Here is a 22772-nt window from a genome sequence, read left to right as displayed (position 1 = left end):
TGATTAGCGTGGATGCAGACAGGAGGAGGGCAGGCATGGGCGATGGTGCGAACCAGGGCAGCAGCGTCCGTTTTCGCTGCGGGCACGGTGCCCCGCCGGGCGAGGCGAGGATCACCCTCCAGCGTGACTGCCCGCTCTGCATGCTCCTGGCCGAGACGAAACGCCGCCGCGCTCAGCTGCTGCGGAAAGTGGCCCCCGGCGGTCGCGCGGCCCTCGCGGCCGAAACCCGCATCGGGGCCTCCTACGAGTGGATCTGCGAACGCGGGCATTCCCGGTTCGAGGCGAGCGTCCGTGAGGCGCTCACCGGGCCCGGTTGCCCGAAGTGCCGGGCGAACGCGCAGGCGCCGTCCGCACGGTTCGAGGGCGGCATCCCGTTCATGAAACCGGGGCTGAAGACACGAACGTCCATGACCGAGCAGCGGCTGCGGATGCTGCTGGCCGAGCGCATCCGTCTGCCGCACCGGGTCAACGCCGTTCGGATCAGCCGCACCTTCTACGGCAAGCCCGAGGTCTGGCCCGACATCATCATTCCCGCGCTCAAGGTCGCGATTGAGTACGACGACCCCGGCCGGGACGGCACGGCACACCGCGGGCTGAAGGAGGCGTCCGACCGGGAGAAGGACGCCGCGCTCGGCGAGGTCGGCTGGGAGGTCATCCGGGTGCGCGCCGGCGGGCTCGGTGAACTCGGACCGCACAGCATTGTCTGCGCCGGCATCTCGATGGCCGTCGTCGACCGGATCGTGGAGCTGCTGCGCGAGATCCGCGGCGACGAACCGGTGGACGCGATCCTCGTCGACCGAGGCAGCTCAGCCGACTGAGGGAGTTCAGCCGACGCTGGTCTCCATCGTCAGGACGCTGGTGCCGTCCACCTCCGACAGGGACAGCAGCACCTGCGGCGCGCCGAGCTCGGCCAGCGAGTCCACGTGCGTGCCGCCGCAGGGGATCCGCACGGTCTGCTCCGGCAGTTCGCAGACCCAGTACCGGCGGTCGGTGAGCAGATCGCCGTCGCGCTCAATCCGCACGGCGGCGCCCGAGGCGACCCAGCCGGCCAGGGCCGCGTTGATCGCGTCCTGCACCTGGGCCAGGTCGTCGGCCAGGCCCTCCGTGACGAAGCCCTTCTTACGCAGGGACTTGCCGAGACGGTAGGTATCGGTCGATCCGTTCTCGCGGATGAGGGAGACGTCGATGGCCACCCCGTCGAAGTCGGGGTTGCCGAGGCCGTCGGCGCGGATCTCCTTCTTCCAGCGGTCGGCGACGGCGCGGTTGAGCGCGAGCGAGGCCACGTGGCAGCCGGTGTGGCCGGCCGACGTGCGCAGCCGGGCGCCGGCATCCACGGACACGCGCACCGGGTCGCCCTCGGCCGCCAGGGCGCCGCTCTCCAGCACGTGCACCACGACAAACGCCCAGCCCTCGGTGCCCTTGCCGACCGGGATGTCCCGGCCCAGGTGCAGTTCGGCCCCGTCGGTTGCCCCCACGATGGCGTCCACGACGGTGTGGTCGATCTCCCCGATCCGCAGCACGGCCGCGTCGGCGCCCTGGTCGGGCCAGCCGGCGTCGACGGGGTGCACGCTCGTGGCGTCGAGCAGCACGGCCACCCGCCCGCCGGGCAGCACCTCGACATGGAGGACCGTGGCTGCGTTACGCACCGACCCGGACGGGTAGAGCACAACGGTGTCCTGGGTGGGGAGCGTCATGGGGACCTTTCTTTCAGCAACAGGGCTTTCGGGAAAACAAAGGTGCTGCCCCGTCTTGCGAGGCAGCACCCGGTGATGGTGGAGGAGACAGGCCTTAGCGCTTCCTGGCCTTCTCGGTTTCGCTCGACTTGGCCTGCTTGTCGGCCCTTTTCTCCTTCAGCGACTTTCCAGCGACCTTCTTGGACGCATCCTTCTTCGGTGATTTGTCAGCCATGTGTACCCCTTCGAACCGAGCCCCGGCGGCATCCGTTTCCTCGACCCTACGCGGGATCGCCCGAATCGGCGCGTCGGGCGTCTAGATGCGTTTGCCGGAGCCGCGTCCGAGCGCGATCGGCAGCGCCATCAGCGGGCCGATGGAGCGGCGCTGCAGGCGGCGGGCCGGACCCCAGACGAACTGCACGAGCGACTGGGCGAGGATGGCGCCCGCCGCCAGCGCGGCGGCGACCGCGCCGGCCGTCAGCAGGCTGAGCAGCCCCTCGATCTCGCCCTCCGACACCTGCAGCAGGCCGCGGAACAGGCTCAGTCCCGGCACGAGCGGAACGAGCGCCGACACCATGATGACCAGCGGCGGCGTGCGCACGATGCGCGCGGCCACCGCGGCGAGCAGGCCGACGCCGACCGCGGCCGCGCCCGACGACCAGACCAGGCCGAAGCCCGCGTTCGCTCCGGCCAGGTAGAGGAATTCGGCGACGGCGCCGAGCAGGCAGACCACCCAGAACGCGCGCCAGGGAACCTGAACGGCGAGCCCGAAGCCGATGACGACGACAACGGATGCCACCAGCAGCAGCGGCAGGTTGGCCAGCGTCAGGGCCACATCCGAGTCGACCCGCAGCCCGAGGCCGAGCCGGCTGAGCATCAGCGACGCCCCGGCAACACCGGTGACCAGACCCCCGGTGATGACCATGGCTTCCAGGGCGCGGGCGGTTCCGGTCAGGTAGAACCCGGACAGGGTGTCGTGCACGGCGCCGAAGGTGGTCACCCCGGCCAGGAGCATGATGATCGCGGCGACGACGACGAGCGACGGGTTGGCGCTGGGGTCGATGACCTGCACGAGGGCCGCCAGGATCGGTCCGATCGCGCCGCCGACCACCGTCTGGTAGAACACCGGGACGCGGCGGTTGTCCAGCATGGTCGTGATCAGGTCGATGATGAACGCGGCGACGAACGCCGCCAGGATCACGACCGGTCCGCCGCCGATCAGCACGGCCGCGCCGGCACCGACCAGGCTCCAGCCGACGCGGCGGAACAGCATCGGAACCTGCGGCTTCGCGCTGACGATCGTGGCCAGTTGTTTCCGGGCGTCCGCGACATCCATCGGGTTCTCGAGGATCTCGGCGATCAGCTCGGATGTCGCCGTGAGCTTCGCGTAGTTCAGCGACCGGTATTTCACGTTTCGGCTGCGCGAGATGGATTCGTGCGTGGCCGGATCCTCGTGGGTCAGGTTGATGATCGTGTGCGTGATGTTCGCCTCGGTGCCCTTGAGGCCGTAGGCGCGCGTGATCGCCTCCATGGCCGCCGTGGCATCTTCCGCGCCGGCGCCGGCGGCGAAAATGACTTCGGCCAGGCGCATGGTGAGGTCGAGGACGGCCCGGGTGTGGGCGGCGGTGTCGATGATGCCGATGCTCGAGGTTTTGGTCATTTTGCGGGTCCAGAGTCAGTGAGCGGTCCGAGCCAGGCCGAGGCCACGGTGGAGTGTGCGGATTCGGCGTCGGAGGGGTGGAACAGGCCGGCGAGCACGTCGCGGTACAGCCGTCCGAGTTCGTTCCCGGCGAAATACGAGGAGCCGCCGCTGACGCGGAGCGCCTGGTCGACCACGTGCTTCGCGTTCTCGGTTGCCCGGTGCTTGAGCCCGGCGAGCCTCGGGTACCACTGGGCGCCGTGGTCGGCGAGCGCGTCGACGTCGCGGGCGAGCGCGTCGATCTGCGGGTAGATGCCGTCCATGGCGATCGCGGCGTCGGCGACCCGCCAGCGGATGTCCGGGTCCTGGTCCAGGCTGCGCCCGTCGTTCTTCAGCGAGGTGCGCCGCCCGGCCGCTTCCACGGCGAGCTCGAGCGCGCGCCGGCCGATGCCGGTGTACACGGACGCCAGCAGGATCTCGAAGGTCGCGAAGATGGCGAAGATCAGCGGATCGGAGTTGGGCCCAGGGTCGAGGCGGCGGAACACCCGGTCGGGCCGGGCGTACGCGCCGTCGAGCACGGTGCTCCGGCTCTGGCTGGCCCGCATGCCCAGCGTGTCCCAGTCGTCCTTGACGCTGACGCCGGGGTCGCTGCGGTCGATGAACGCCCAGACGATCTTCGGGGCGCCCGGCGCCGAGGAGTCCAGCCCCATCACGCCGAGACTGGTCCAGGCGGGGGAGAGGGAGGTGAAGACCTTGGTGCCGAAGAACCGGTAGCCGCCGCCTTGCTGCGGGCGGGCATCCGTCGTCGACCCGAACAGCACGAGGTCGTTGCCGGGTTCGCTCACGCCGAAGCCGAGGACCTCGCCGGCCGCCGCGCCCTCGAGTAGGAAGGCGAGGCTGTCGTCGCCGCGCTCGAGCAGCGCCCTGGCCACGCCGGTCCAGACGAGGTGCATGTTGACGGCGAGGGCGGTCGCCGGCGCGTGCGCAGCGAGCCGGATCTGCTCGCGCGAGACCTGCTGCAGGGTCAGGCCGAGTCCGCCGAAGCCGGCCGGGACGAGGGCGCGGAGGTAGCCGGCCTCGGCGAGCTCGGCGAGGTCCTCGGTGAAGAAGACGTTGTCCCGGTCGTAACCGGCCGCTCGCCCGTGAATCCGCGCCAACAACTCGTCGCTCAGAAGCGGCGGAGTGGCAGGCGTGGAATCGTTCACACCTGCCAGCCTATGCAGCCTTGCGCTTCCTTGTTGACAGCCAGACGATCAGCAGCACGACCGCGCCGATCGCGCCGAGCACCGCCAGCCAGGGCAGCAGGAATCCGATGGCCACGAGGGCGCCGCCGAGGGCCGACATGAGCGCGTTCCAGCCGGCCAGAAGGCCGTCCCAGAAGTTGTCCGGATTGGGCGGATCGACCGTGCCCTCGGAGTACAGCTCGAGGCTGATCGTCGAGAAATCGACCTGGTCGGCGAGGTAGTCGCGCTGCGCCTGCAGCCCTTCGAGTTCACTCTGCCGTTGCGACAGGGCGCTCTCGATGGCGATCAGGTCGGTGGCGTCGGTCGCCTTGGCCATCAGGCTGAGCAGCCGGTCGACGGAGGTCTGCAGCGATGTGATGCGGGCCTCGATGTCCTGCGTCTGCTGGGTGATGTCCGTGGAGTTCAGCGACACCCTGTTCACGGTGCCCAGCTTCTTCAGCTCGACGACGGCGTTGTCGAGCTCGTCGGCGGGGATGCGCAGCACCAGGTTCGCGCTCGCCGGCTGGTCGTCGACGCTCGGGTTCTCGGTGCGGCTGTCGACGCGACCGCCCGCCTTCTCGGTAATGTCCGCGGCGGTCTGGGCGGCCTCGATCGGATCCTTCACCGTGAGCGAGACCGTTCCGGTGGTGATCACGTCGCGGTTGTCCGTCACGACCTCGCCGCCGCCGGTGACTCCCTTGTCCGGGGCCGGCTCGCCGGTGACGCCGCCGCCGTCGGTGACGCCGCCGTCGCTGACCGGCGGTCCGGAACTGTCGCTCGACCCGGATGACGTGCATCCGGAGAGGATGAGCGCCGCGAGTACGATCGCGGTGGCGGCCAGGGTTCGCTTCATGCCTCACAGTATGGCCACGCGGACGGCCGCTGTCTGCATGTTGTCTGGGAGTCCAATCACAATTCGGCGTCGGGGTTCGACCGGCGCGGCCATACTGGACGCATGACCTGGTGGGCGGATCTCGCGGCAGTGTTCGGCCGGCGCCGTCCACCGCTCCTGCACGTCGCCACCGATGAGGGGTCAGGTCCCGTGGTTGTCCTCGTGCACGGGATCGCCTCGTCGTCGGTGACGTTCCGGAACATGGTCCCCCTGCTGGTGCCGCGACACCGCGTGATCGCAGTGGACATCCTCGGCTTCGGCGAATCGCCCGCGCCGGAGAACTCCGAGTACACCCTCGAAGACCACGTGGCCTCGCTCGAGGCCACCATCCGCTCCCTCAAGCTCGACGAGCCGTTCACCCTCGTCGGGCATTCGCTGGGCAGCCTGATCGGATCCCGCTACGCCGCGAAGAACCGCCGAAACGTCTCCGGACTGGTGCTGGTCGGCCCGCCGGTCTACCTCTCGCCGGCCGATATCGGCGACCCCCGCGTGCGCGGCCGGGTGACCGCCTACCTGCGAGCCTACGAATTCCTGCGGGCGAACAAGGACTTCACGCTCGCCAACGCGGCCATCATCTCGCGGCTGCTGCCCAAGGGGATCTTCGAGATCACCACGAAAAGCTGGACCCCGTTCGTGAAGTCGCTCGAGCATTGCATAGAGTCGCAGACCGTGGTGAGCGACGTGGCGAGCCTGAACATCCCGGTCGCGGTCGTCTACGGGTCACTCGACGCATTCATCGCGCCGGGGAGCATGACGGTGATTGAGCGGATGCGGCACGTCACCACGTACCGAGTCGAGGCGAACGACCACCTCATCCGGCCGCGCCTGGCGCGGACCGTCGTCCGGGCGATCGAGGAAGCCGGATCGAGGGCGATCTCCGCGTCGGCCGCCGGGGACTCGCGCCGCCCTCCCGTCGACTGAGCGGTGCGGAGCGGCGCGGCGGCCGCGGCACCTCGCGAGGGCGCGCGCGGGTGGTTAGGCTGGCGTCATGGAGAAGCGAACCCTCGGCAGGACCGGGCGAACCGTATCGGTCATCGGACTTGGAACATGGCAGCTGGGAGCGGACTGGGGCGACGTCTCCGAGGCCGACGCGCTGGCCGTGCTCGCGGCATCCGTGGACGCGGGCGTCACCTTCTTCGACACGGCAGACGTCTACGGCGACGGGCGCAGCGAACGCCTGATCGGCCACTTCCTCGAGGTGGATGCGCCGGGCCAGGACATCACGGTCGCGACGAAGATGGGACGCCGGTCCGAGCAGCTGCCGGAGAACTACGTGCTGGCCCACTTCCGCGAGTGGACCGACCGGTCGCGCGCGAACCTGCGCACCGACAGGCTCGACCTCGTGCAGCTGCACTGCCCGCCGAGCTCGGTGATCGAGTCCGACGAGGTCTACGACGCGCTCGACACCCTCGTCAGCGAAGGCGCGATCGCCGCCTACGGCGTCAGCGTCGAGACCTGTGACCAGGCACTCGCGGCCATCGCCCGGCCCGGGGTCGCGACCGTGCAGATCATCCTCAACGCCTTCAGGCTCAAGCCCCTGGACGAGGTGCTGCCGGCGGCGCGCGCGGCCGGGGTGGGCATCATCGCGCGGGTTCCCCTGGCGAGCGGGCTGCTGACCGGGAAGTACACCCGCGACACGAAGTTCGCCGAGACCGATCACCGCAACTACAACCTCGACGGCAGCGCCTTCGACGTGGGGGAGACCTTCTCCGGGGTCGGTTTCGAGACCGGGCTGGCCGCGGCGGCGGAATTCGCCGCGCTCGTTCCCGAGGGCCTGACGCCGGCCCAGGCGGCGCTCGCCTGGGTCGCCCAGATCGACGGCGTCAGCAGCGTCATCCCCGGCGCGCGCTCGATCTCGCAGGCGCAGGCCAACGCCGCGGCCGGACGCGCGGAACCGCTCAGCCTCGCATTCAACGAGGGTGTTCAGGACATCTACGACCGACTCCTGCGCGAGAACATCCACTCTCGGTGGTGACCGGCCCGGGGGAGGCCGCTGCGACGGATGCGCGGGGCGATCGCTCGCCCGCGCCGGCGAAGCGCGGGCTCGGGCCCGCCTTCACCAATCTCTTCGCCGCCAGTATCGCGAGCAACCTCGGCGACGGGATCGCCCGCACCGCGATGCCGCTGCTGGCGGCTCGGCTCACCGACGACCCTCTGCTGATCAGCGGGATCGCCGCCATGGCGATGCTGCCGTGGCTGCTCTGCGCCATTCCCGCCGGCATCCTGATCGACCGCATCGACCGGCGCAAGGCCCTCGCGCTCGCCGACACCGTGCGGATGCTGCTCGCCGTCGCGCTGTGCGTGCTGAGCGCGACGAACGGCCTCACGATCTGGTGGCTGTACCTGGTCATCTTCGTCTACGGCGCCTTCGAGACCGTGTACGACGGGGCGACCCGCGCGGTGGTGCCGAGCATCGTCGCCCGGGTGGATCTGCCCCGGGCGAATTCGCGGATCGAGGCCGGCGAGCTCGTCGTGCAGAGCTTCCTGTCCGGGCCGCTGACCTCCCTGCTGTTCGCGGTGTCCGTGCTGATCCCGCTGGGCGTGAACGCGCTGGCCTTCTTGGGCGCCGCCGCGCTCGCGCTCCTGCTGCCGAAGGTCGCCTCGGGCCGCCAGCACGCCGCACTGCTCGACACGCCGCAGGTGGCCTGGTACCTCCAGTTCGTCGACGGCTACCGGTTCATCGTGAAGAGCCGGATGCTGGTGACGCTCTGGCTGGTCAGTACCGCGGGCGGGCTGGCCTTCTCGTTCGCGACGGCGAGTTTCGTGCTGTTCCTGCTCGGACCCCTCCGGGTACCGGAGGCGGCTTTCGGCGTGTTCATGCTCTCCGGTGCGGTCGGGGGGATCGTCGGCTCGGTCCTGACGGCTCCGCTGAAGAACCGGCTGAACGCGGGCCCGACGATGGCGCTCATGCTGCTGCTCAGCGGCAGCACGTTGATCCTGGTCGGGGTCTGGCCGAACGTCTGGGTCGTCGGAGTGGCCTTCGCGCTCTCCAGCGGGTCGATCACGGTCTGGAACATCCTCGTGATGTCGCTGCGGCAGAGCATCATCCCCGGGCACCTGCTCGGCCGGGTGCACGGAACCTGGCGCACCCTGCTCTGGGGGGCGATGCCGCTGGGCAGCCTGCTCGGCGGGCTCGTCGGCCGGGTCGACCTCGCGCTGCCGTTCATCATCGGGGGAGGGATCGCCACGCTGCTGGCGGTCGTCTTCTTCCGGTTCATCACGAGCCTGCCCAACGCGGAGGACGTGCCGGACCCGATGGGCCCGGCCGCGCTCGTGCCGCTGGGCTAGGCGCTCGGCCGCGCCGGGCTCGCGCCGGTCTGGCGCCGGCCTCTCGTGCCGCCCCTATCCGTGGTCGTCGGGGTCCTTGCCGGTGCGCTCGCCGGAGTCCAGCGCGGTGATGGCCGCCAGGTCCTCGGAGGCCAGGCTGAAGTCGAAGACGTCGATGTTCTCGCGGATGCGGTCCGGCGTCACGGATTTCGGAATCACGACGTTCCCGAGCTCGAGGTGCCAGCGGATCACGACCTGGGCTGCGGTCTTGCCGTGCCGGGCGCCGATCGCGTCGAGCACGGGGTTGCCGATCGCGCGCCCTCGGGCCAGCGGAGACCAGGCCTCGGTCAGGATGCCGTGGGCCGCGTCGTACCGGCGCACCTCGGCCTGCTGCAGCCAGGGGTGCAGTTCGACCTGATTGACGGCGGGGACGACATCCGTCTCGCGCAGCAGCCGGTCGAGGTGGTGCGTGTGGAAGTTGGACACGCCGATCGAGCGGGCGCGCCCGTCGGCCCGGAGGGTCTCGAGCGCGCGGTAGGTGTCGATGTAGCGGTCCTGCCGCGGCGCGGGCCAGTGGATGAGGTACAGGTCGACGTAGTCGAGCCCGAGCCTGGCGAGGCTGTCGTCGAAGGCGCGCAGGGTCTCCTCGTAGCCGTGCTGGTCGTTCCAGACCTTTGTGGTGACGAAGACGTCGCCTCGGGGAAGACCGGACCGGGCGATGCCCCGGCCGACGCCGCGCTCGTTCTCGTACATCGCCGCGGTATCGATGTGGCGGTACCCGGCGTCGAGCGCGACCTGCACGGTGTCCGCGGCGAGGGCATCCGTCACCTTGTACACGCCGAGGCCGAGCTGCGGAATGCTCCGCCCGTCATTAAGCCTGAGCCACGTATCCATGCCCCCCATTAACTCAACCCTCTTCCGCCGAACTGTGAGTTTGGCACCTTCCCGACGCCCACGAAGGTGCCGAACTCACAGTTCGGCGAGGGGAAGTGGGCGGGTCAGGCGCGGCAGCCTCGGGCGGCGAGGGCGGACCGCACCCGCCGCAGCAGCTCTCGGCCGCCGTCCCGCAGGTCGTCGTCGGTGATTCGGATGACGCGCCAGCCGGCGTCCTCGAGCCGCTCCCTGCGCGTGATGTCGCTGCGGAAGCGCAGGCGGTCCGTGCGGTGGATGTCGCCCTCGTACTCGATGCACAGCCGGAACTGCGGCCAGGCGAGGTCGACCCGCGCGATGACGCGACCCGCGGCATCAGTCACCTCGAAGTTGGCGACCGGCTCGGGGAGCCCGGTGTCGACAAGCAGCAGCCGGACCTCGGTCTCCTTGGGGGAGTCGACCCGGGCGCGGGCGAGCGCGGCGGCCTCCCGCAGGGCCCGGCAGCCGCGGCGCCCCTTCAGCTGGGCGGCGGCCGCGCGGAGGTCCTGCGGCTCGTAGCGCGGCGTGGTGCCGGCGCAGAGGAAATCGGCGACCGCGACGAGTTCGCCCCGCGTCAGCAGGGGGCCGAGGTCGATCCAGGTCTGCAGGGGGGAGGTGACCGGCAGCAGGTCCAGAAGTTCGACATCCATCAGGACTGCCTGCAGCTCGTGCCCGACGATCCCCGCTACCTGCGGCGGCCGGTTCTTCGCCGGTACGGTCACGTGGAGCACGCGCTCGTGCACCAGCCGGCCGGGCAGCGGCATGCCGTGGAGCACGGCGGCCGTGCCGTGGCTGAACACGTGTGTGGGCGGCATCCGGGTCGCATAGGCGCGGCTGAGCTCAAGCACCGACGTCGGCGCGGGCGCGACTGTGCGCAGCCCGCGGTACGGTTTGTCGAGATCGGTGCCACCCAGGCGGCTCTTACCGAGCCCCAGTTCCCGGGCCCGGCGAACCGAGAACGGTTCGTCGGCGAGTTCGGGCGGGAGCACGATTCGGGCGGCCATGCCCATGATGATGACGGATGCGCGCGCCCTCGTCCGAAGTTGTCCACACCCCCTCGCCGAACTGTGAGTTTGGCACCTTCCCGACGCCCACGAAGGTGCCAAACTCACAGTTCGGCGTAGGGGGCGAGAAGGTGAAGGGAGGGCTAGGAGACCTGGATGGTGCGGATGGGCTCGGTGTCGGGGATCGGGCCCACGTCGCGTCCGCGCAGGTCGGGATGCCAGCGCCTGCCGACGGCCGGGATCAGCGTGCCCAGGGCGGCGAAGGCGGCGGCGGCGATGATCGCGGACGTGGGCCCGGAGTGGTCGATCAGGAAGCCGGCGACCGCGGAGCCGAGGGCGGCCCCGATCAGCTGGCCGGTGCCCACCCAGCCGTACGCCTCGGCGGTGTCGCTGAACTTGACGCTCGCCGAGACGATGCCGAACAGCACGGCGAAGGCGGGGGCGATGCCCACGCCGGCGAGCAGGAGGGTCACCGAGAGCCACCAGAAGCCCAGGCCGAAGGAGGCCAGCACCAGGCCGACCGTGACGATGAGCATGCGCCCGGCCAGCGCCCACGGCCCGATCGGGGCGTGACCGAGGGCGAGGCCGCCGATCAGTGACCCGATCGCGAAGATGCCCAGGACCCAGCCCGAGTCCGCGCTGCCGTGGCCGAAGGCGGCCACCACGCCGGCCTCAACCGCGGCGCATGCCGCGACGAGCATGAAGCCGACGATCGTGCTAAGCAGCACCTGCGGCTTCTTGAGCACGGCGCCGATGGTGCGCTTGCTGCGCGGGATGCGCACCCGGCCGACCTCCGGCAGCGAGACGAACCAGAGGCCGCCGCCGACGAGGAAGACCGCGGCCAGCAGGATGCCGGCCACGGCGCTGACCTGGATGGCGACGAACGTGGCGATCACGGGGCCGAGCACCCAGATGATCTCCTGCGCCGAGGCATCCAGCGAGAACAGCGGGGTGAGCTGGCGCGAGTTGACGATCTTGGGGTAGATGGTGCGCACGGCCGGCTGGATCGGCGGCATCGACAGCCCGGCGAGGAACCCGATCAGCATGACCCCGTAGACCGCCAGCGGCAGGAGGGCCATCAGCACGATCGAGATCGTGCAGACCGTCATCGTGACCAGGATGACCGGGCGGATGCCCCAGCGGCCCATCAGCCGGCTGGTCAGCGGGCCGGCGATGGCCTGGCCGATGCTCATCGCGCCGAGCACGAGGCCGGCCGCGCCGTACGAGTCGTAGACCTGCTCGAGGTGGATGAGGAAGGCGAGCGAGAGCATCCCGAACGGGAATCGTGCCGTCAGCTGGGCGCCGATGACTCGGGCAACGCCCGGCGTCTTCAGAAGGCTCCAGTAACTGCTCACAAGCCCTAAGTCTATTGGCGGAAGGCCCGCAGGAAACCGCCGTGCGGGAGCGGGAAGAGGCGCAGAACCGCCGCCGCGCGCGGTTTCCCTGTGTCGCCGCAGGGAAGGGCCGAACGGGTAGCCTTGGCCTGATGCGAACCCTGATTTCGGCCGAGGAGCTTGCCGCGGCACTGACCGGGAGCGGCGACATCCGGGTGCTGGATGTGCGCTGGCGGTTGGGCGGCCCGCCCGGACGGCCCGAGTACCTCGCCGGCCACGTCCCCGGCGCCGCGTACGTCGACCTGGACGAGGAGCTGGCCGGCCACGGCGCGCCGACCGACGGGCGGCATCCGCTGCCGTCCATCGACGCGCTGCAGGCGGCCGCCCGCCGGTGGGGCCTGAACGACGGCGACACGGTCGTCGTCTACGACGGCCTGGGCAACCTCTCCGGCGCCCGCGCCTGGTGGCTGTTGCGCCACGCCGGCGTGCGCGAGGTGCTGCTGCTCGATGGGGCGCTGGCGGCCTGGCGCGCCGCCGGCCTGCCGCTCGCCCGCGGCGAAGAGCCCGTCGCCCCCGGCACCGTCACGCTCGCCTACGGCCGCCTGCCCACGCTCGACGCGGATGCCGCAGCCGGTTTCCCCGGCACCGGCCTGCTGCTCGATGCCCGGGCCGCCGAACGCTACCGGGGCGACACGGAGCCGATCGACCCGCGGGCGGGTCACATCCCCGGCGCGACCAGCGCGCCGACGGCCGAGAACCTGGGCCCCGACGGCCGCTTCCTGCCCGCCGGAGAGCTCCGCGCCCGGTTCGAAGCGCTGGGAGCGACGGATGCCGCCGACGTCGGCGTCTACTGCGGCTCCGGTGTCACGGCCGCCCACCAGGCCGCGGCGCTCACCATCGCCGGATTCGGCGCGGCGCTCTACCCCGGCTCCTGGTCGCAGTGGTCGAACCTGCCGGGACGGCCCGTGGAGACGGGCGATACCGGGAACTCGGTCCGACGAGCATAGCCGGACGCACAGCGGCAGCGGCGACCGGTATGGCTGCTCCAAAACGTTATCTGCGCCGGAATCCGCACGTGAAGGGTTGTATTAGGCTCATCCCTGTCGCACACCCGAACGCGGATCAATGATGAACCCGCAGCACCGTCAACTACGAAGAAGGTCTTGCCATGCGCGCAAAATATGCACTCCCGGCCATTGCGGCCGTGGCCGTCCTCCTGCTCAGCGGCTGCGTCGACAACTCGACGCCCAGCCCCGGCGGATCCGCGGGTGAGCCCACGACCAGCGTCACCAAGGATGATGCCGCCGCCGCGCTGCTGCCGGCGAAGATTGCCGATTCCGGCACGCTCCTCATCGGCACCGACCCGACCTACGCGCCGAACGAGTTCAAGGACGAGGCCGGCACGCCGATCGGCTGGGGCATCGAGATCGCCGCCGCCGTCGCCGCCAAGCTCGGCCTCGAGCCCGAGTACCAGGTGTCGAAGTTCGACAACATCATCCCCAGTGTCACCGGCGGGAAGGTGAACATCGGAGTCTCCTCGTTCACCGACAACGTCGAGCGGGAAAAGGTGGTCGACTTCGTCAATTACTACACCGCGGGCATCCAGTGGGCTTCGGCCAAGGGTAAGGACGTCGACCCCGACGACGCCTGCGGCCTGAAGGTCGCCGTGCAGGCCACAACCTACGAGCACACCGACGAGGTGCCGGCCAAGAGCGACGCCTGCGTCGCCGCCGGCAAGGCGCCGATCGACATCAAGCCGTTCGACACCCAGGATGCGGCCACCAACGCCGTCGTGCTCGGCCAGGTCGACGCGATGAGCGCCGACTCCCCGGTCACCCTGTACGCGATCTCGAAGACCGAGGGCGAGCTCCAGCTCGCCGGCGAGACGTTCGACGTCGCGCCTTACGGCATCGCGGTCGGCAAGGACTCCGGGCTGGCCGAGGCGATCCAGGCCGCGCTGCAGTCGATGGTCGACGACGGCTCCTACGCCGAGATCCTCGACGCGTGGGGCGTTTCCGATGGCGGCATCGACGAGATCACGATCAACGCAGCCGCGAACGGCTAACGCGTGAGCACCGAGAACAACAGCCGTCCGGCGGCGGGGGCCACCCCGCCGGCGGGCGGCGCGACGGAGTCGGAGCCGATCAAGGCGATCCGGCTCCGGCATCCGTGGCGCATCGTCTTCGCCGTCGTGCTCGTTATCGGCTTCGTGTTGTTCATCGTCGACGCTGCCGGGCGGGAAGCCTACAAGTGGGACTTCGTCGCGAAGTATGTCTTCGACCGCCGGATCAGCGAGGCCGCCCTCAACACGCTGCAGCTGACCGTCTACTCGATGGTGATCGCCATCATTCTTGGCGTGATCCTGGCCGTCATGCGGCTGACCCCGAACCCCGTGGTTAACAGCCTCGCCTGGTTCTACCTGTGGGTTTTCCGCGGAACCCCGGTGTACGTGCAGCTGGTGTTCTGGGGTCTGCTGTCGATCATCTACTCGTCGATCGACATCGGCATCCCGTTCATGGAGCCGTGGTTCTCCTTCGAGACCAATGCCGCGCTGAGCACGTTCACCCTGGCGATCATCGGGCTCGCGCTCAACGAGGCGGCCTACATGGCCGAAATCGTGCGGGCCGGACTGCTCTCGGTGGACAAGGGCCAGGACGAGGCCGCGACCGCGCTCGGCATGACCTGGTTCCAGACGATGTGGCGGGTCATCCTGCCGCAGTCGATGCGGGTGATCATCCCGCCGACCGGCAACGAGGTCATCTCGATGCTGAAGACGACCTCGCTCGTGACGGCCGTGCCCTACAGCTTCGACCTCTACACCCGCTCCCGCGACATCTCGGCGGAGACGTTCACCCCGATTCCGCTGCTGATCGTCGCCTCGATCTGGTACCTGTTCTTCACCTCGATCCTGATGGTGGGCCAGCACTTCCTGGAGAAGCGCTTCGCGCGTGGCGTGGGCGCACGTGAGGACCGCAAGATCGACACGATGTCGGGCACCCTCACCGGTGCCGTTCCGCTGGGCTCCGGCCAGCCCACCGTTGTGCGGCCGCCCGGCGACGGGCCACCACCGACCGAGCCTGGAGGACCGCGATGAGTGACGCGACCACGCCGAGCGCGGCAGCGCGGGCGCCCATGGTGCTGGCCGACCGCGTATCGAAGAGCTTCGGGTCGAACGAGGTGCTCAAGAGCATTTCGCTCGAGGTGAAGCACGGCGAGGTCATGTGCCTCGTCGGACCCAGCGGATCGGGCAAGTCCACGTTCCTGCGCTGCATCAACCACCTCGAGGTGGTCAATTCGGGCCGCCTGATGGTCGACGGCGACCTCATCGGTTACCGCGAGACCGGCGGCAAGCTCTACGAGCTGGCGCCCAAGGACGCGGCCAGGCAGCGCCGCGACATCGGCATGGTGTTCCAGCGCTTCAACCTGTTCCCGCACATGACGGCGCTGGAAAACGTGATGGAGGCGCCGCTGCGGGTCAAGAAGGTGGCGAAGGCCAGGGTCGAGCAGGATGCCCGCGCTCTCCTGGCCAGGGTCGGCCTGGCCGACCGCGCGGACTACTATCCCGCGCACCTGTCCGGCGGCCAGCAGCAGCGGGTCGCCATCGCCCGGGCGCTCGCGATGGAACCCAAGCTGATGCTCTTCGACGAGCCGACCAGCGCGCTCGACCCCGAGCTCGTCGGTGAGGTGCTCGACGTGATGAAGGGGCTCGCCAAGGAGGGCATGACGATGATCGTCGTCACGCACGAAATGGGCTTCGCCCGCGAGGTCGCCGACTCGCTCGTGTTCATGGACGGCGGCGTGGTCGTCGAGTCCGGCGATCCCGACGAGGTGCTCTCCAACCCGCAGCACCGGCGCACCCAGGCCTTCCTCTCGAAGGTCCTCTAACCCCTAACCCCCCTTCCATCCCCGCCGCCCCCTCCCGCGAAACTGCAGTTGTGCGCGTCATTCGGGTGTTTTAGCGCGCACAACTGCGGTTTCGCGGAAGGGATGAGCCGGGGGCGGGGCTAGAGGATGGGGCGCATGCCGGTCCAGCTTGTGCCGATGCGCAGGGCCGTGCCGAGCGAGGTTCCCCGGCCGGGATAGCGGAACAACTCGCCGGTGGCGGACTTGATCGCGACGAGGTCGGTGAAGCCGTCGCGGTCGAAGTCGCCCACGCCGACCAGGTCGCGCATGGTGTTCCAGCTCGTGCCGATGCGGCTGCGCGCGCCCAGGACCGTGGCCGTGCCCGGGTAGAGCCAGAGCTCGCCGGTCGCGGTCGTCCGCGCGGCCAGGTCGATCCGGCCGTCGCGGGTGAAGTCGCCGAGGCCGACGAGCTCGCTCATGGCGTTCCAGCCGCAGCCAAGACGCACGCCGGGAAGGAGCGACGTGCCCCGCCCGCGGTAGTAGTACAGGCATCTCGTCGACTTCGCCACGGCGAACAGGTCCGGGTAGCCGTCGAGGTTGATGTCGCCGCTCGGGGTGATTTCGCGCATGCCGTTCCAGCCGGATCCGATCGTCAGCCGGGAGACGAACCCCGAGCCGGTGCCGCGGTAGAGCAGCAGGGCGCCGGTGACGGGATCGCGCGCCAGGACATCCTCCTTGCCGTCCCGGTTGAAGTCACCGAGCCGGCTGATCGAGTCCAGGCCGTTCCAGCCCGAACCGATCCGCGTCGGGCTGCCGAGCCCGGTGCCGTTGCCCGGGTAGAGGAACAGGTAGCCGGTGGCGGTCTGGCGGGAGATCAGATCCGACCAGCCGTTGCCGGTGAAGTCGCCGAAGGCAGTCGCGGGCACCGGGGTGACGTCGAGCTGGTTGCGGTCGACCTCGAGGGTCTTGCCGCCCCAGGTTTCCGGGCCGCCGGTCAGCGCCGGGTTCTGGTACTGCTTGATCCTGCGGTGCGGCCAGTAGCTGCCGGGAATGGCCGGGTTCTCGACGGTGGCGACGCCGTCGTAGCGGGCGAACCACAGGTAATCGGGGCGCACGTACGCGGTCGAGCCGTAGACGGCGACCTGGTCGGCGACCCCGGAGGAGAGGCTGCTGTAGAAGCCGGAGAGGTAGCCCAGGTCGTGCAGCCTGGTGGTCCAGGCGCTCTGGAAGGTGAGCACCGCCTGGCGGCAGACCGGATCGGTGGTGCTGTACGCCTCGATGTCGTTGAAGATCGCGCTTCCGCGCCCGAGGCCCAGGGCGCTTGCCCGGGCAACCGCGTCGCCGGCGGCGGCCCGGCCGGATGCCGCGGCGTTCGCTGCCGTGAACCGGAACTCCTTGTTCGATGTCGTGCAGTACGGCTGCAGCCCCAGGTAGATCGGCACCAGGTGCCAGCCTGCCGCCTGCTGCGCGCTCACCCAGGCGGGAGTGAGCTGCGGCTGGGTGCAGAACCGGTTGACCCCGCCGATGTAGATGCCGACCGCCCGGTAGGGGGATGCGGTCAGCCAGGCGGCCATGAGATCCGGCGCCGGCGCGGAGCACGCGTCGAAGCCGGGTCCGGCGTAGGTGCCGGGGGCGGGGACGTTGACCCCGGCCGGGAGCTGGGCCGGGAGTGCGGCGGCGGATGCCGGGGGTGCGGTGCCCTGGACTGCCTGCGCGGCCGGCCCGATGAGTGTCGCAGCCGCGAGCGCAGCCGCGAGCGTGGCCGCGACGACGGCCGCGAGCGCCCGCCATGACTTGTCCATGGCTATCCCCGATCCAGCGTCCCACTCCCGCGTGGGGCGATGAGGCCATTGCAGCACCACACCGCGCGGGAGGCAAGGAGGACCTGCCCGCGCTGAGTCGCGGACACCCAACTGAGTTGCGGAGAAACACCCTTCAATTTCGAAATGAAGGTACTTTGTCCGCGACTCAATCGAGCGCGGGGGCGCGGGAGCGCGGGCGGGACGCGGGTGAGCGGGCGCGAGCGCGGGAGGCCGGCTCAGCCCGCGAGTACCTTTTGGATGCGCTGCAGCGAGACGGATTCCGCGGCCTTCAGCTCCTGGGCGAAGAGGCTGATCCGCAGCTCCTCAATCATCCAGCGCACCCGAACCAGGTGGGCCGGCGCGCTGGGAGGCAGGGGGATCGCGCCGCCGGCATCCGTGAACCTGGCCGTCGCGGCCTGCACCTCGTTCATCCAGACCCGGTCGCGGCTGGGGTTGTCGATGAGCTTGGTGATCCGGGCGGTGATGCCGGCCAGGTAGCGCGGCAGGTGCCGGAGCTGGGCAAGCCCGGTCGCGCTGACGAAGCCCGGGTAGACGAGGCCCTCGAGCTGCTGGCGGGCGTCGCTGAGCGCGGGGAGCAGCGCCATGCTGGTGGATGCCTTGAGCAGCTTGTCGGCGGCCCGGCTCGCCGCAAGGACGCGGGCGACGAGGCCGACGGTTTCGAACATCGAGTCCATCACGACCCCCGAGACGCGGTCGCGGATGCTGTCGAACTCGGCCCGCATGAAGACCTGGCCGCCCGGCCGCACGCGGAAGAGCACGTCGTCGACGGATGCCGCGAGGCAGTCCTCGAAGAGCGCCGCGGTGCTGCGATATGGGCTGGTGGCCAGGCTGAGCTTCTCCGCGCCGGTGAGGTGCTGCTGCACATACGCCGCCGGAGACGGGGTGGCGAGCAGCAGCAGGCGGCGCACGCCGGTCGGCAGGTGGAGGGCCTGCTCGGCCTCGGTGCTCATCATCCGGATCGCCACCGAGGTGCCCTCGTCGACCAGGGTCGGGTAGCCGCGGATCGTGTTCTCGCCCTGCTTCGTGTCGAGGAAGCGGGGGAGTTCGTCGAAGTCCCAGGTGGTCAGGCCGCCGCGCTCAATGGCGTTCGGGGTGGCCGCGGATGCCGCCGCCACGCTTTCTCGCACGCGGCTGCCGAGGCGCCGCTGGAGGTCTTCGAGGTCCTTGCCGGCGGCGACCGTGCGGCCGCGCTCGTCGACCACGGAGAACGTCATCCTCAGGTGCGCGGGCACGCGACTCAGGTCGAAGTCCGCCCGGGCAACCGGCACGTAGGTGAGCTTCTGGATCAGCGCGGCGAGCGTCTCGGTGAACGCGGTCTCGCTGACGGCGGAGCCGGTCGAGACCGTCGACACCACTCCCGGCGCCGGCGGCACTTCGGTGAGCAGCCGGACCGCCCAGTCGGCCGCCGGCACGACGTTGCGTCGGATTGCCTTCGGCAGGGACTTGATCAGCGCCGTGACCAGCTCGGCCCTGAGCCCCGGCACCTGCCAGTCGAAGCCGGCTGGAGACATCCGTGCCAGCAAAGCGAGCGGCACCCGCACGGTCACGCCGTCGTCGTCCGCGCCCGGTTCGAACCGGTAACCGAGCGCGTATCGCTGGTCGCCCTGCTGCCAGGTGGGTGGGAACAGCGACTCGTCGACCTCGGGGGTGTCCTCGGCGACCAGGGCGTCCGCGGTCATCGTGAGCAGGTCGGGCGTCTCGAGCCTTGTCGTGCGCCACCAGGCCTCGAACGACCGGGTGGAATTCACGTCGGCCGGGATGCGCCGCTGGTAGAACTCGAAGATGGCCTCGTCGTCGAAGAGGATGTCGCGGCGCCTGGTGCGCTCCTCGAGTTCGGCCAGTTCGGCGCGCAGTTTCTTGTTCGCCAGGTCGAACGCCCACATACCGGGGCCGGCCCCCGGACGCGACGAGGCGGGCCGGCCGGACCGGTCGTCGGCCCGGTTTCCGCCGCGGTTGGGCCCCTTGTCGCCCAGGCCGCCGCGGGTCTCCACGGGGTTGTCTGCGCGGTTGTCGGCCCGGTCCCGATCCCATTCGCCCTCGACCAGCGCGTGCCGGATGAACAGCTCGCGGGCGTAGGCGGGGTCGACCCGGGAGAACAACACGCGCCGCCTGGCCACGATCGGCACCCCGTAGAGGGTGACCCGCTCGTAGACGACGGCCGCTCCCTGCTTCTTCTCCCAGTGCGGTTCGGAGTAGCTGCGCTTGCAGAGGTCCCCGGCGAGCGCCTCGGCCCAGGCCGGGTCGACGACGGCGTTCATCCGGGCGAACAGGCGGCTGGTCTCGACCAGCTCGGCGCTCATCACGGCGTTCGGCTGCTTCTTCGCCAGCGCCGAGCCGGGGAAGAGCACGAAGCGCTGCTGCCGGGCGCCGATGTAATCCTTCTTCGCGGTGTCCTTCAGCCCGATGTGCGACAGGAGGCCGGCCAGCAGCGACCGGTGGATGCCGTCGGGGTTCGCGCTCGGCTCGCCGATCTGCAGGCCGAGCGGCTTGGCCAGCTGCCGAAGCTGCCGGAAGACGTCCTGCCACTCCCGCACGCGCAGGTAGTTGAGGTACTCGGTCTTGCACAGGCGCCGGAAGGCGCTCGAGCCGAGTTCCTTCTGCTGGGTCTCGAGGTAGTTCCAGAGGTTGAGCAGGCTGAGGAAGTCGCTCGTCGGGTCGGCGAAGCGGGCGTGCTGCTGGTCGGCCTGGGCCCGGCGCTCCAGCGGCCGCTCGCGCGGGTCCTGGATGGTGAGCCCGGCGACGATTGCCATCACCTCGCGGCTGGTGCCCTGGGTCTTCGACTCGATCACCATCCGGCCGAAGCGCGGGTCGATGGGCAGCTTCGCCAGCTGCTGGCCGACCCGAGTGAGTTTCGCTGCGCCGGCCCCGGTGGCGCCGGGGGCGACGGCGCCGAGCTCGGCGAGGAGGTCGAGGCCGTCCTTGATGCCGCGCGAGTCCGGCGGAGTAAGGAAGGGGAACGCGGCGATGTCGCCCAGGCCGAGGGAGATCATCTGCAGGATGACCGCGGCCAGGTTCGTGCGCAGGATCTCCGGCTCCATGTACTCGGAGCGGCGGGTGAAGTCCTCCTCGGAGTACAGCCGGATCGCGATGCCGTCGCTGGTGCGGCCGCTTCGGCCGGATCGCTGGTTCGCGGATGCCTGCGAGATCGCCTCGATCGGCAGCCGCTGCACCTTGGAGCGCACGCTGTAGCGGCTGATCCGGGCGGTGCCGGCGTCGATCACGTACTTGATGCCCGGCACGGTGAGGCTGGTCTCGGCCACGTTCGTGGCGAGCACGATCCGCCGGCGCACGCCGGCCACGGCAGAGGGCTGGAACACGCGGTGCTGGTCGGCGGAGGAGAGCCGGCCGTAGAGCGGGAGGATCTCGGTCGGGCTGGTGCGGCCGCCGGAGGCGAACTTGCCCTGCAGCGCGTCGGCGGCATCCCGGATCTCGGTCTCGCCGCTGAGGAAGACGAGCACGTCGCCGGTCGACTCCCGTTCGAGCTCGTCGAGCGCGGCGGAGATGCCCTCGATGTAGTCGCGGTCGACGGCCGGCGCGGCATCCGTCGTCTCGTCCTCGTCCATGGCCTCGGCGACGAGCGCGCGGTAGCGGACCTCGACCGGGTAGGTGCGGCCGGAGACCTCGATCACCGGCGCCGGGGTGCCGTCGGCTGAGGCGAAATGCTTCGCGAAGCTCTGCGGGTCGATGGTCGCCGAGGTGATGATGAGCTTGAGGTCGGGGCGCCGGGGCAGCAGCTGGCGGAGGTAACCGAGCAGGAAGTCGATGTTGAGGCTGCGCTCGTGCGCCTCGTCGATGATGATCGTGTCGTACTTCCGCAGCATCCGGTCGCGGTGGATTTCGTTCAGCAGGATGCCGTCGGTCATCAGCTTGATCCGGGTGTCGGCGCCGACGCGGTCGGTGAAGCGCACCTGGTAGCCGACCGTCTGGCCGACCTCCTGGCCGAGTTCCTCTGCGATGCGCTCGGCGATCGTGCGGGCGGCGAGGCGGCGCGGCTGGGTGTGACCGATGCTCTCCCGGCCGAGCTCCAGGCAGATCTTGGGCAGCTGCGTGGTCTTCCCCGAGCCCGTCGCGCCGGCGAGGATGACGACCTGGTGGTCGCGGATGGCGGCGGCGATGTCGTCCCGTCGCTGGCTGACCGGCAGTTCGGCGGGGAAGGTGATGGCAACGGGGAGCATGGCACCCCAATCGTACTTCCCGGGCGCGATGGTTCCCCGGCGCGGGTCCACGGCGCACCCTTCTCCGGCCTCGCTGCGCGCGGCGCCACCCGCGAAGAGGCCGTGGCCGGCGCGACGCTCACCCCGGCGCCAGCCCTAGGCTGGACCCATGACGAATCCGGTACCCACCCTGACCCTCAACGACGGCCACACCATCCCGCAGCTCGGGTTCGGCGTGTTCAAGGTCGACCCGAACGAGACGCTCCGGATTGTCTCGGATGCCCTCGAGGTGGGCTACCGCCACATCGACACCGCGGCGATCTACGGCAACGAGGCCGGCGTCGGCGACGCACTCGCGAACTCCGGGATCGACCGCTCGGAGCTGTTCGTGACCACGAAGCTGTGGAACGACCGCCAGGGCACCCAGTCGGCATTTGACGCGTTCGACGAGAGCCTGGAGAAGCTCGGCCTCGAATACGTCGACCTCTACCTGATCCACTGGCCGGCTCCCGCCAACAACAAGTACGTCGAGGCCTGGAAGGCGCTCGAGCAGATTCGCGAGTCCGGCCGCGCCCGCTCGATCGGCGTCTCCAACTTCCTCGTGCCGCACCTCGAGCGCCTGCTGGCCGAGACGGATGTCGTGCCCGCGGTCAACCAGATCGAACTGCACCCGGCCCACCAGCAGCCGGAGGTCACCGCGTTCGCGCGCGCCAACGGCATCCAGATCGAGGCCTGGGGCCCGCTCGGCCAGGGCAAGTACCCCCTGTTCGACGAGCCCGCCGTGGCCGGTGCCGCGGCAGCGCACGACAAGACCTCGGCCCAGGTCGTCATCCGATGGCACCTGCAGATGGGCAACATCGTCTTCCCCAAGTCGGACCGGCGCTCGCGGATGGCGGAAAACTTCGACGTGTTCGACTTCGAGTTGAGTGCCGCGGAGCTCGCCGCGATCACCTCCCTCGAACGTGCCGGCCGCGTCAGCGCGCATCCGGACGAGGTCAACTGACCCTCGGC

18 protein-coding genes are annotated in these 22772 nt (G+C 70.1%); 9 read left to right on the top strand and 9 right to left on the bottom strand.

The genetic code is table 11. From position 1 onward, the window contains the following. Positions 1-35 precede the first annotated feature (35 nt). Complete coding sequence (locus E3T33_RS00880) at positions 36-818, top strand: hypothetical protein (protein WP_092322152.1); 783 nt, start codon at positions 36-38, stop codon at positions 816-818. Between the two features lie 6 nt (positions 819-824). Here E3T33_RS00880 and E3T33_RS00875 read toward each other — a convergent pair whose 3' ends face one another. From E3T33_RS00875 to E3T33_RS00860, 4 genes are all read right to left on the bottom strand, one after another. After that, on the bottom strand, positions 825-1694 hold the full coding sequence (locus E3T33_RS00875) for a metal-dependent hydrolase (RefSeq protein WP_092322150.1): 870 nt from the start codon (positions 1692-1694) through the stop codon (positions 825-827). A 295-nt stretch (positions 1695-1989) separates the two neighbouring features. Continuing rightward, the gene (locus E3T33_RS00870; protein ID WP_092322149.1) at positions 1990-3333 is read right to left on the bottom strand and encodes a threonine/serine exporter family protein; all 1344 of its coding nucleotides are present in this window, start codon (positions 3331-3333) and stop codon (positions 1990-1992) included. Further along, positions 3330-4517 carry an acyl-CoA dehydrogenase family protein gene (locus tag E3T33_RS00865; RefSeq protein ID WP_092322147.1) on the bottom strand — a complete coding sequence of 396 codons (1188 nt, stop codon included), beginning with the start codon at positions 4515-4517 and terminating at the stop codon, positions 3330-3332. The genes E3T33_RS00870 and E3T33_RS00865 overlap by 4 nt, the downstream gene beginning before the upstream one ends. A gap of 10 nt (positions 4518-4527) precedes the next feature. Then, positions 4528-5388, bottom strand: coding sequence for a DUF4349 domain-containing protein (locus E3T33_RS00860; RefSeq protein ID WP_092322146.1), 861 nt, complete (start codon positions 5386-5388; stop codon positions 4528-4530). Between the two features lie 102 nt (positions 5389-5490). Here E3T33_RS00860 and E3T33_RS00855 point away from each other — a divergent pair, with 102 nt between their 5' ends. The 3 genes from E3T33_RS00855 to E3T33_RS00845 all read left to right on the top strand — a co-directional run bounded on the left by E3T33_RS00855 (position 5491) and on the right by E3T33_RS00845 (position 8715). Continuing rightward, on the top strand, positions 5491-6348 hold the full coding sequence (locus E3T33_RS00855) for an alpha/beta hydrolase (protein WP_092322145.1): 858 nt from the start codon (positions 5491-5493) through the stop codon (positions 6346-6348). A 67-nt stretch (positions 6349-6415) separates the two neighbouring features. Beyond that, on the top strand, positions 6416-7402 hold the full coding sequence (locus E3T33_RS00850; RefSeq protein ID WP_092322143.1) for an aldo/keto reductase: 987 nt from the start codon (positions 6416-6418) through the stop codon (positions 7400-7402). Continuing rightward, positions 7399-8715 (top strand): MFS transporter, encoded by a 1317-nt coding sequence (locus E3T33_RS00845; protein WP_166784352.1) that lies wholly within the window; start codon positions 7399-7401, stop codon positions 8713-8715. Before E3T33_RS00850 ends, E3T33_RS00845 begins: the two co-directional genes overlap by 4 nt. Before the next feature lie 54 nt (positions 8716-8769). Here the strand turns inward: E3T33_RS00845 and E3T33_RS00840 are convergent, their stop codons facing one another. The 3 genes from E3T33_RS00840 to E3T33_RS00830 form a co-directional block, all read right to left on the bottom strand. Then, positions 8770-9588: an aldo/keto reductase gene (locus E3T33_RS00840; protein WP_134574546.1), complete on the bottom strand. Its 819-nt coding sequence runs from the start codon at positions 9586-9588 to the stop codon at positions 8770-8772. A 104-nt stretch (positions 9589-9692) separates the two neighbouring features. After that, entirely contained in the window at positions 9693-10607 is a 915-nt protein-coding gene (locus E3T33_RS00835) for a hypothetical protein (protein ID WP_134574545.1), read from the bottom strand. A 143-nt stretch (positions 10608-10750) separates the two neighbouring features. Continuing rightward, a complete protein-coding gene (locus E3T33_RS00830; protein WP_092321045.1) occupies positions 10751-11962 on the bottom strand; it encodes an MFS transporter in 1212 nt (403 codons plus the stop codon). Between the two features lie 131 nt (positions 11963-12093). On the opposite strand from E3T33_RS00830, the gene E3T33_RS00825 reads away from it, so the two are divergent. The 4 genes from E3T33_RS00825 to E3T33_RS00810 all read left to right on the top strand — a co-directional run bounded on the left by E3T33_RS00825 (position 12094) and on the right by E3T33_RS00810 (position 15826). Next, a complete protein-coding gene (locus E3T33_RS00825) occupies positions 12094-12948 on the top strand; it encodes a sulfurtransferase (protein ID WP_134574544.1) in 855 nt (284 codons plus the stop codon). A gap of 161 nt (positions 12949-13109) precedes the next feature. Next, positions 13110-14006, top strand: a complete 897-nt coding sequence (locus E3T33_RS00820; RefSeq protein ID WP_134574543.1) for an ABC transporter substrate-binding protein — start codon at positions 13110-13112, stop codon at positions 14004-14006. A gap of 3 nt (positions 14007-14009) precedes the next feature. Then, complete coding sequence (locus tag E3T33_RS00815) at positions 14010-15035, top strand: amino acid ABC transporter permease (protein ID WP_092321048.1); 1026 nt, start codon at positions 14010-14012, stop codon at positions 15033-15035. 38 nt (positions 15036-15073) lie between these two features. Continuing rightward, positions 15074-15826: an amino acid ABC transporter ATP-binding protein gene (locus E3T33_RS00810; RefSeq protein ID WP_134574557.1), complete on the top strand. Its 753-nt coding sequence runs from the start codon at positions 15074-15076 to the stop codon at positions 15824-15826. Between the two features lie 119 nt (positions 15827-15945). Here E3T33_RS00810 and E3T33_RS00805 read toward each other — a convergent pair whose 3' ends face one another. After that, positions 15946-17586, bottom strand: coding sequence for a glycoside hydrolase domain-containing protein (locus E3T33_RS00805; RefSeq protein WP_134574542.1), 1641 nt, complete (start codon positions 17584-17586; stop codon positions 15946-15948). Positions 17587-17822: 236 nt separating this feature from the next. Then, complete coding sequence (hrpA, locus tag E3T33_RS00800; protein WP_134574541.1) at positions 17823-21782, bottom strand: ATP-dependent RNA helicase HrpA; 3960 nt, start codon at positions 21780-21782, stop codon at positions 17823-17825. 148 nt (positions 21783-21930) lie between these two features. On the opposite strand from hrpA, the gene E3T33_RS00795 reads away from it, so the two are divergent. Beyond that, the gene (locus tag E3T33_RS00795) at positions 21931-22764 is read left to right on the top strand and encodes an aldo/keto reductase (RefSeq protein WP_092321052.1); all 834 of its coding nucleotides are present in this window, start codon (positions 21931-21933) and stop codon (positions 22762-22764) included. Positions 22765-22772: the final 8 nt, after the last annotated feature.

Origin of the sequence: Cryobacterium sp. TMT1-2-1, from assembly GCF_004403955.1 — a bacterium.
Lineage (GTDB): Bacteria > Actinomycetota > Actinomycetes > Actinomycetales > Microbacteriaceae > Cryobacterium > Cryobacterium psychrotolerans.
Note: the sequence above shows the minus strand (reverse complement) of the source record. Positions and strands in the feature narration are given on the sequence as shown.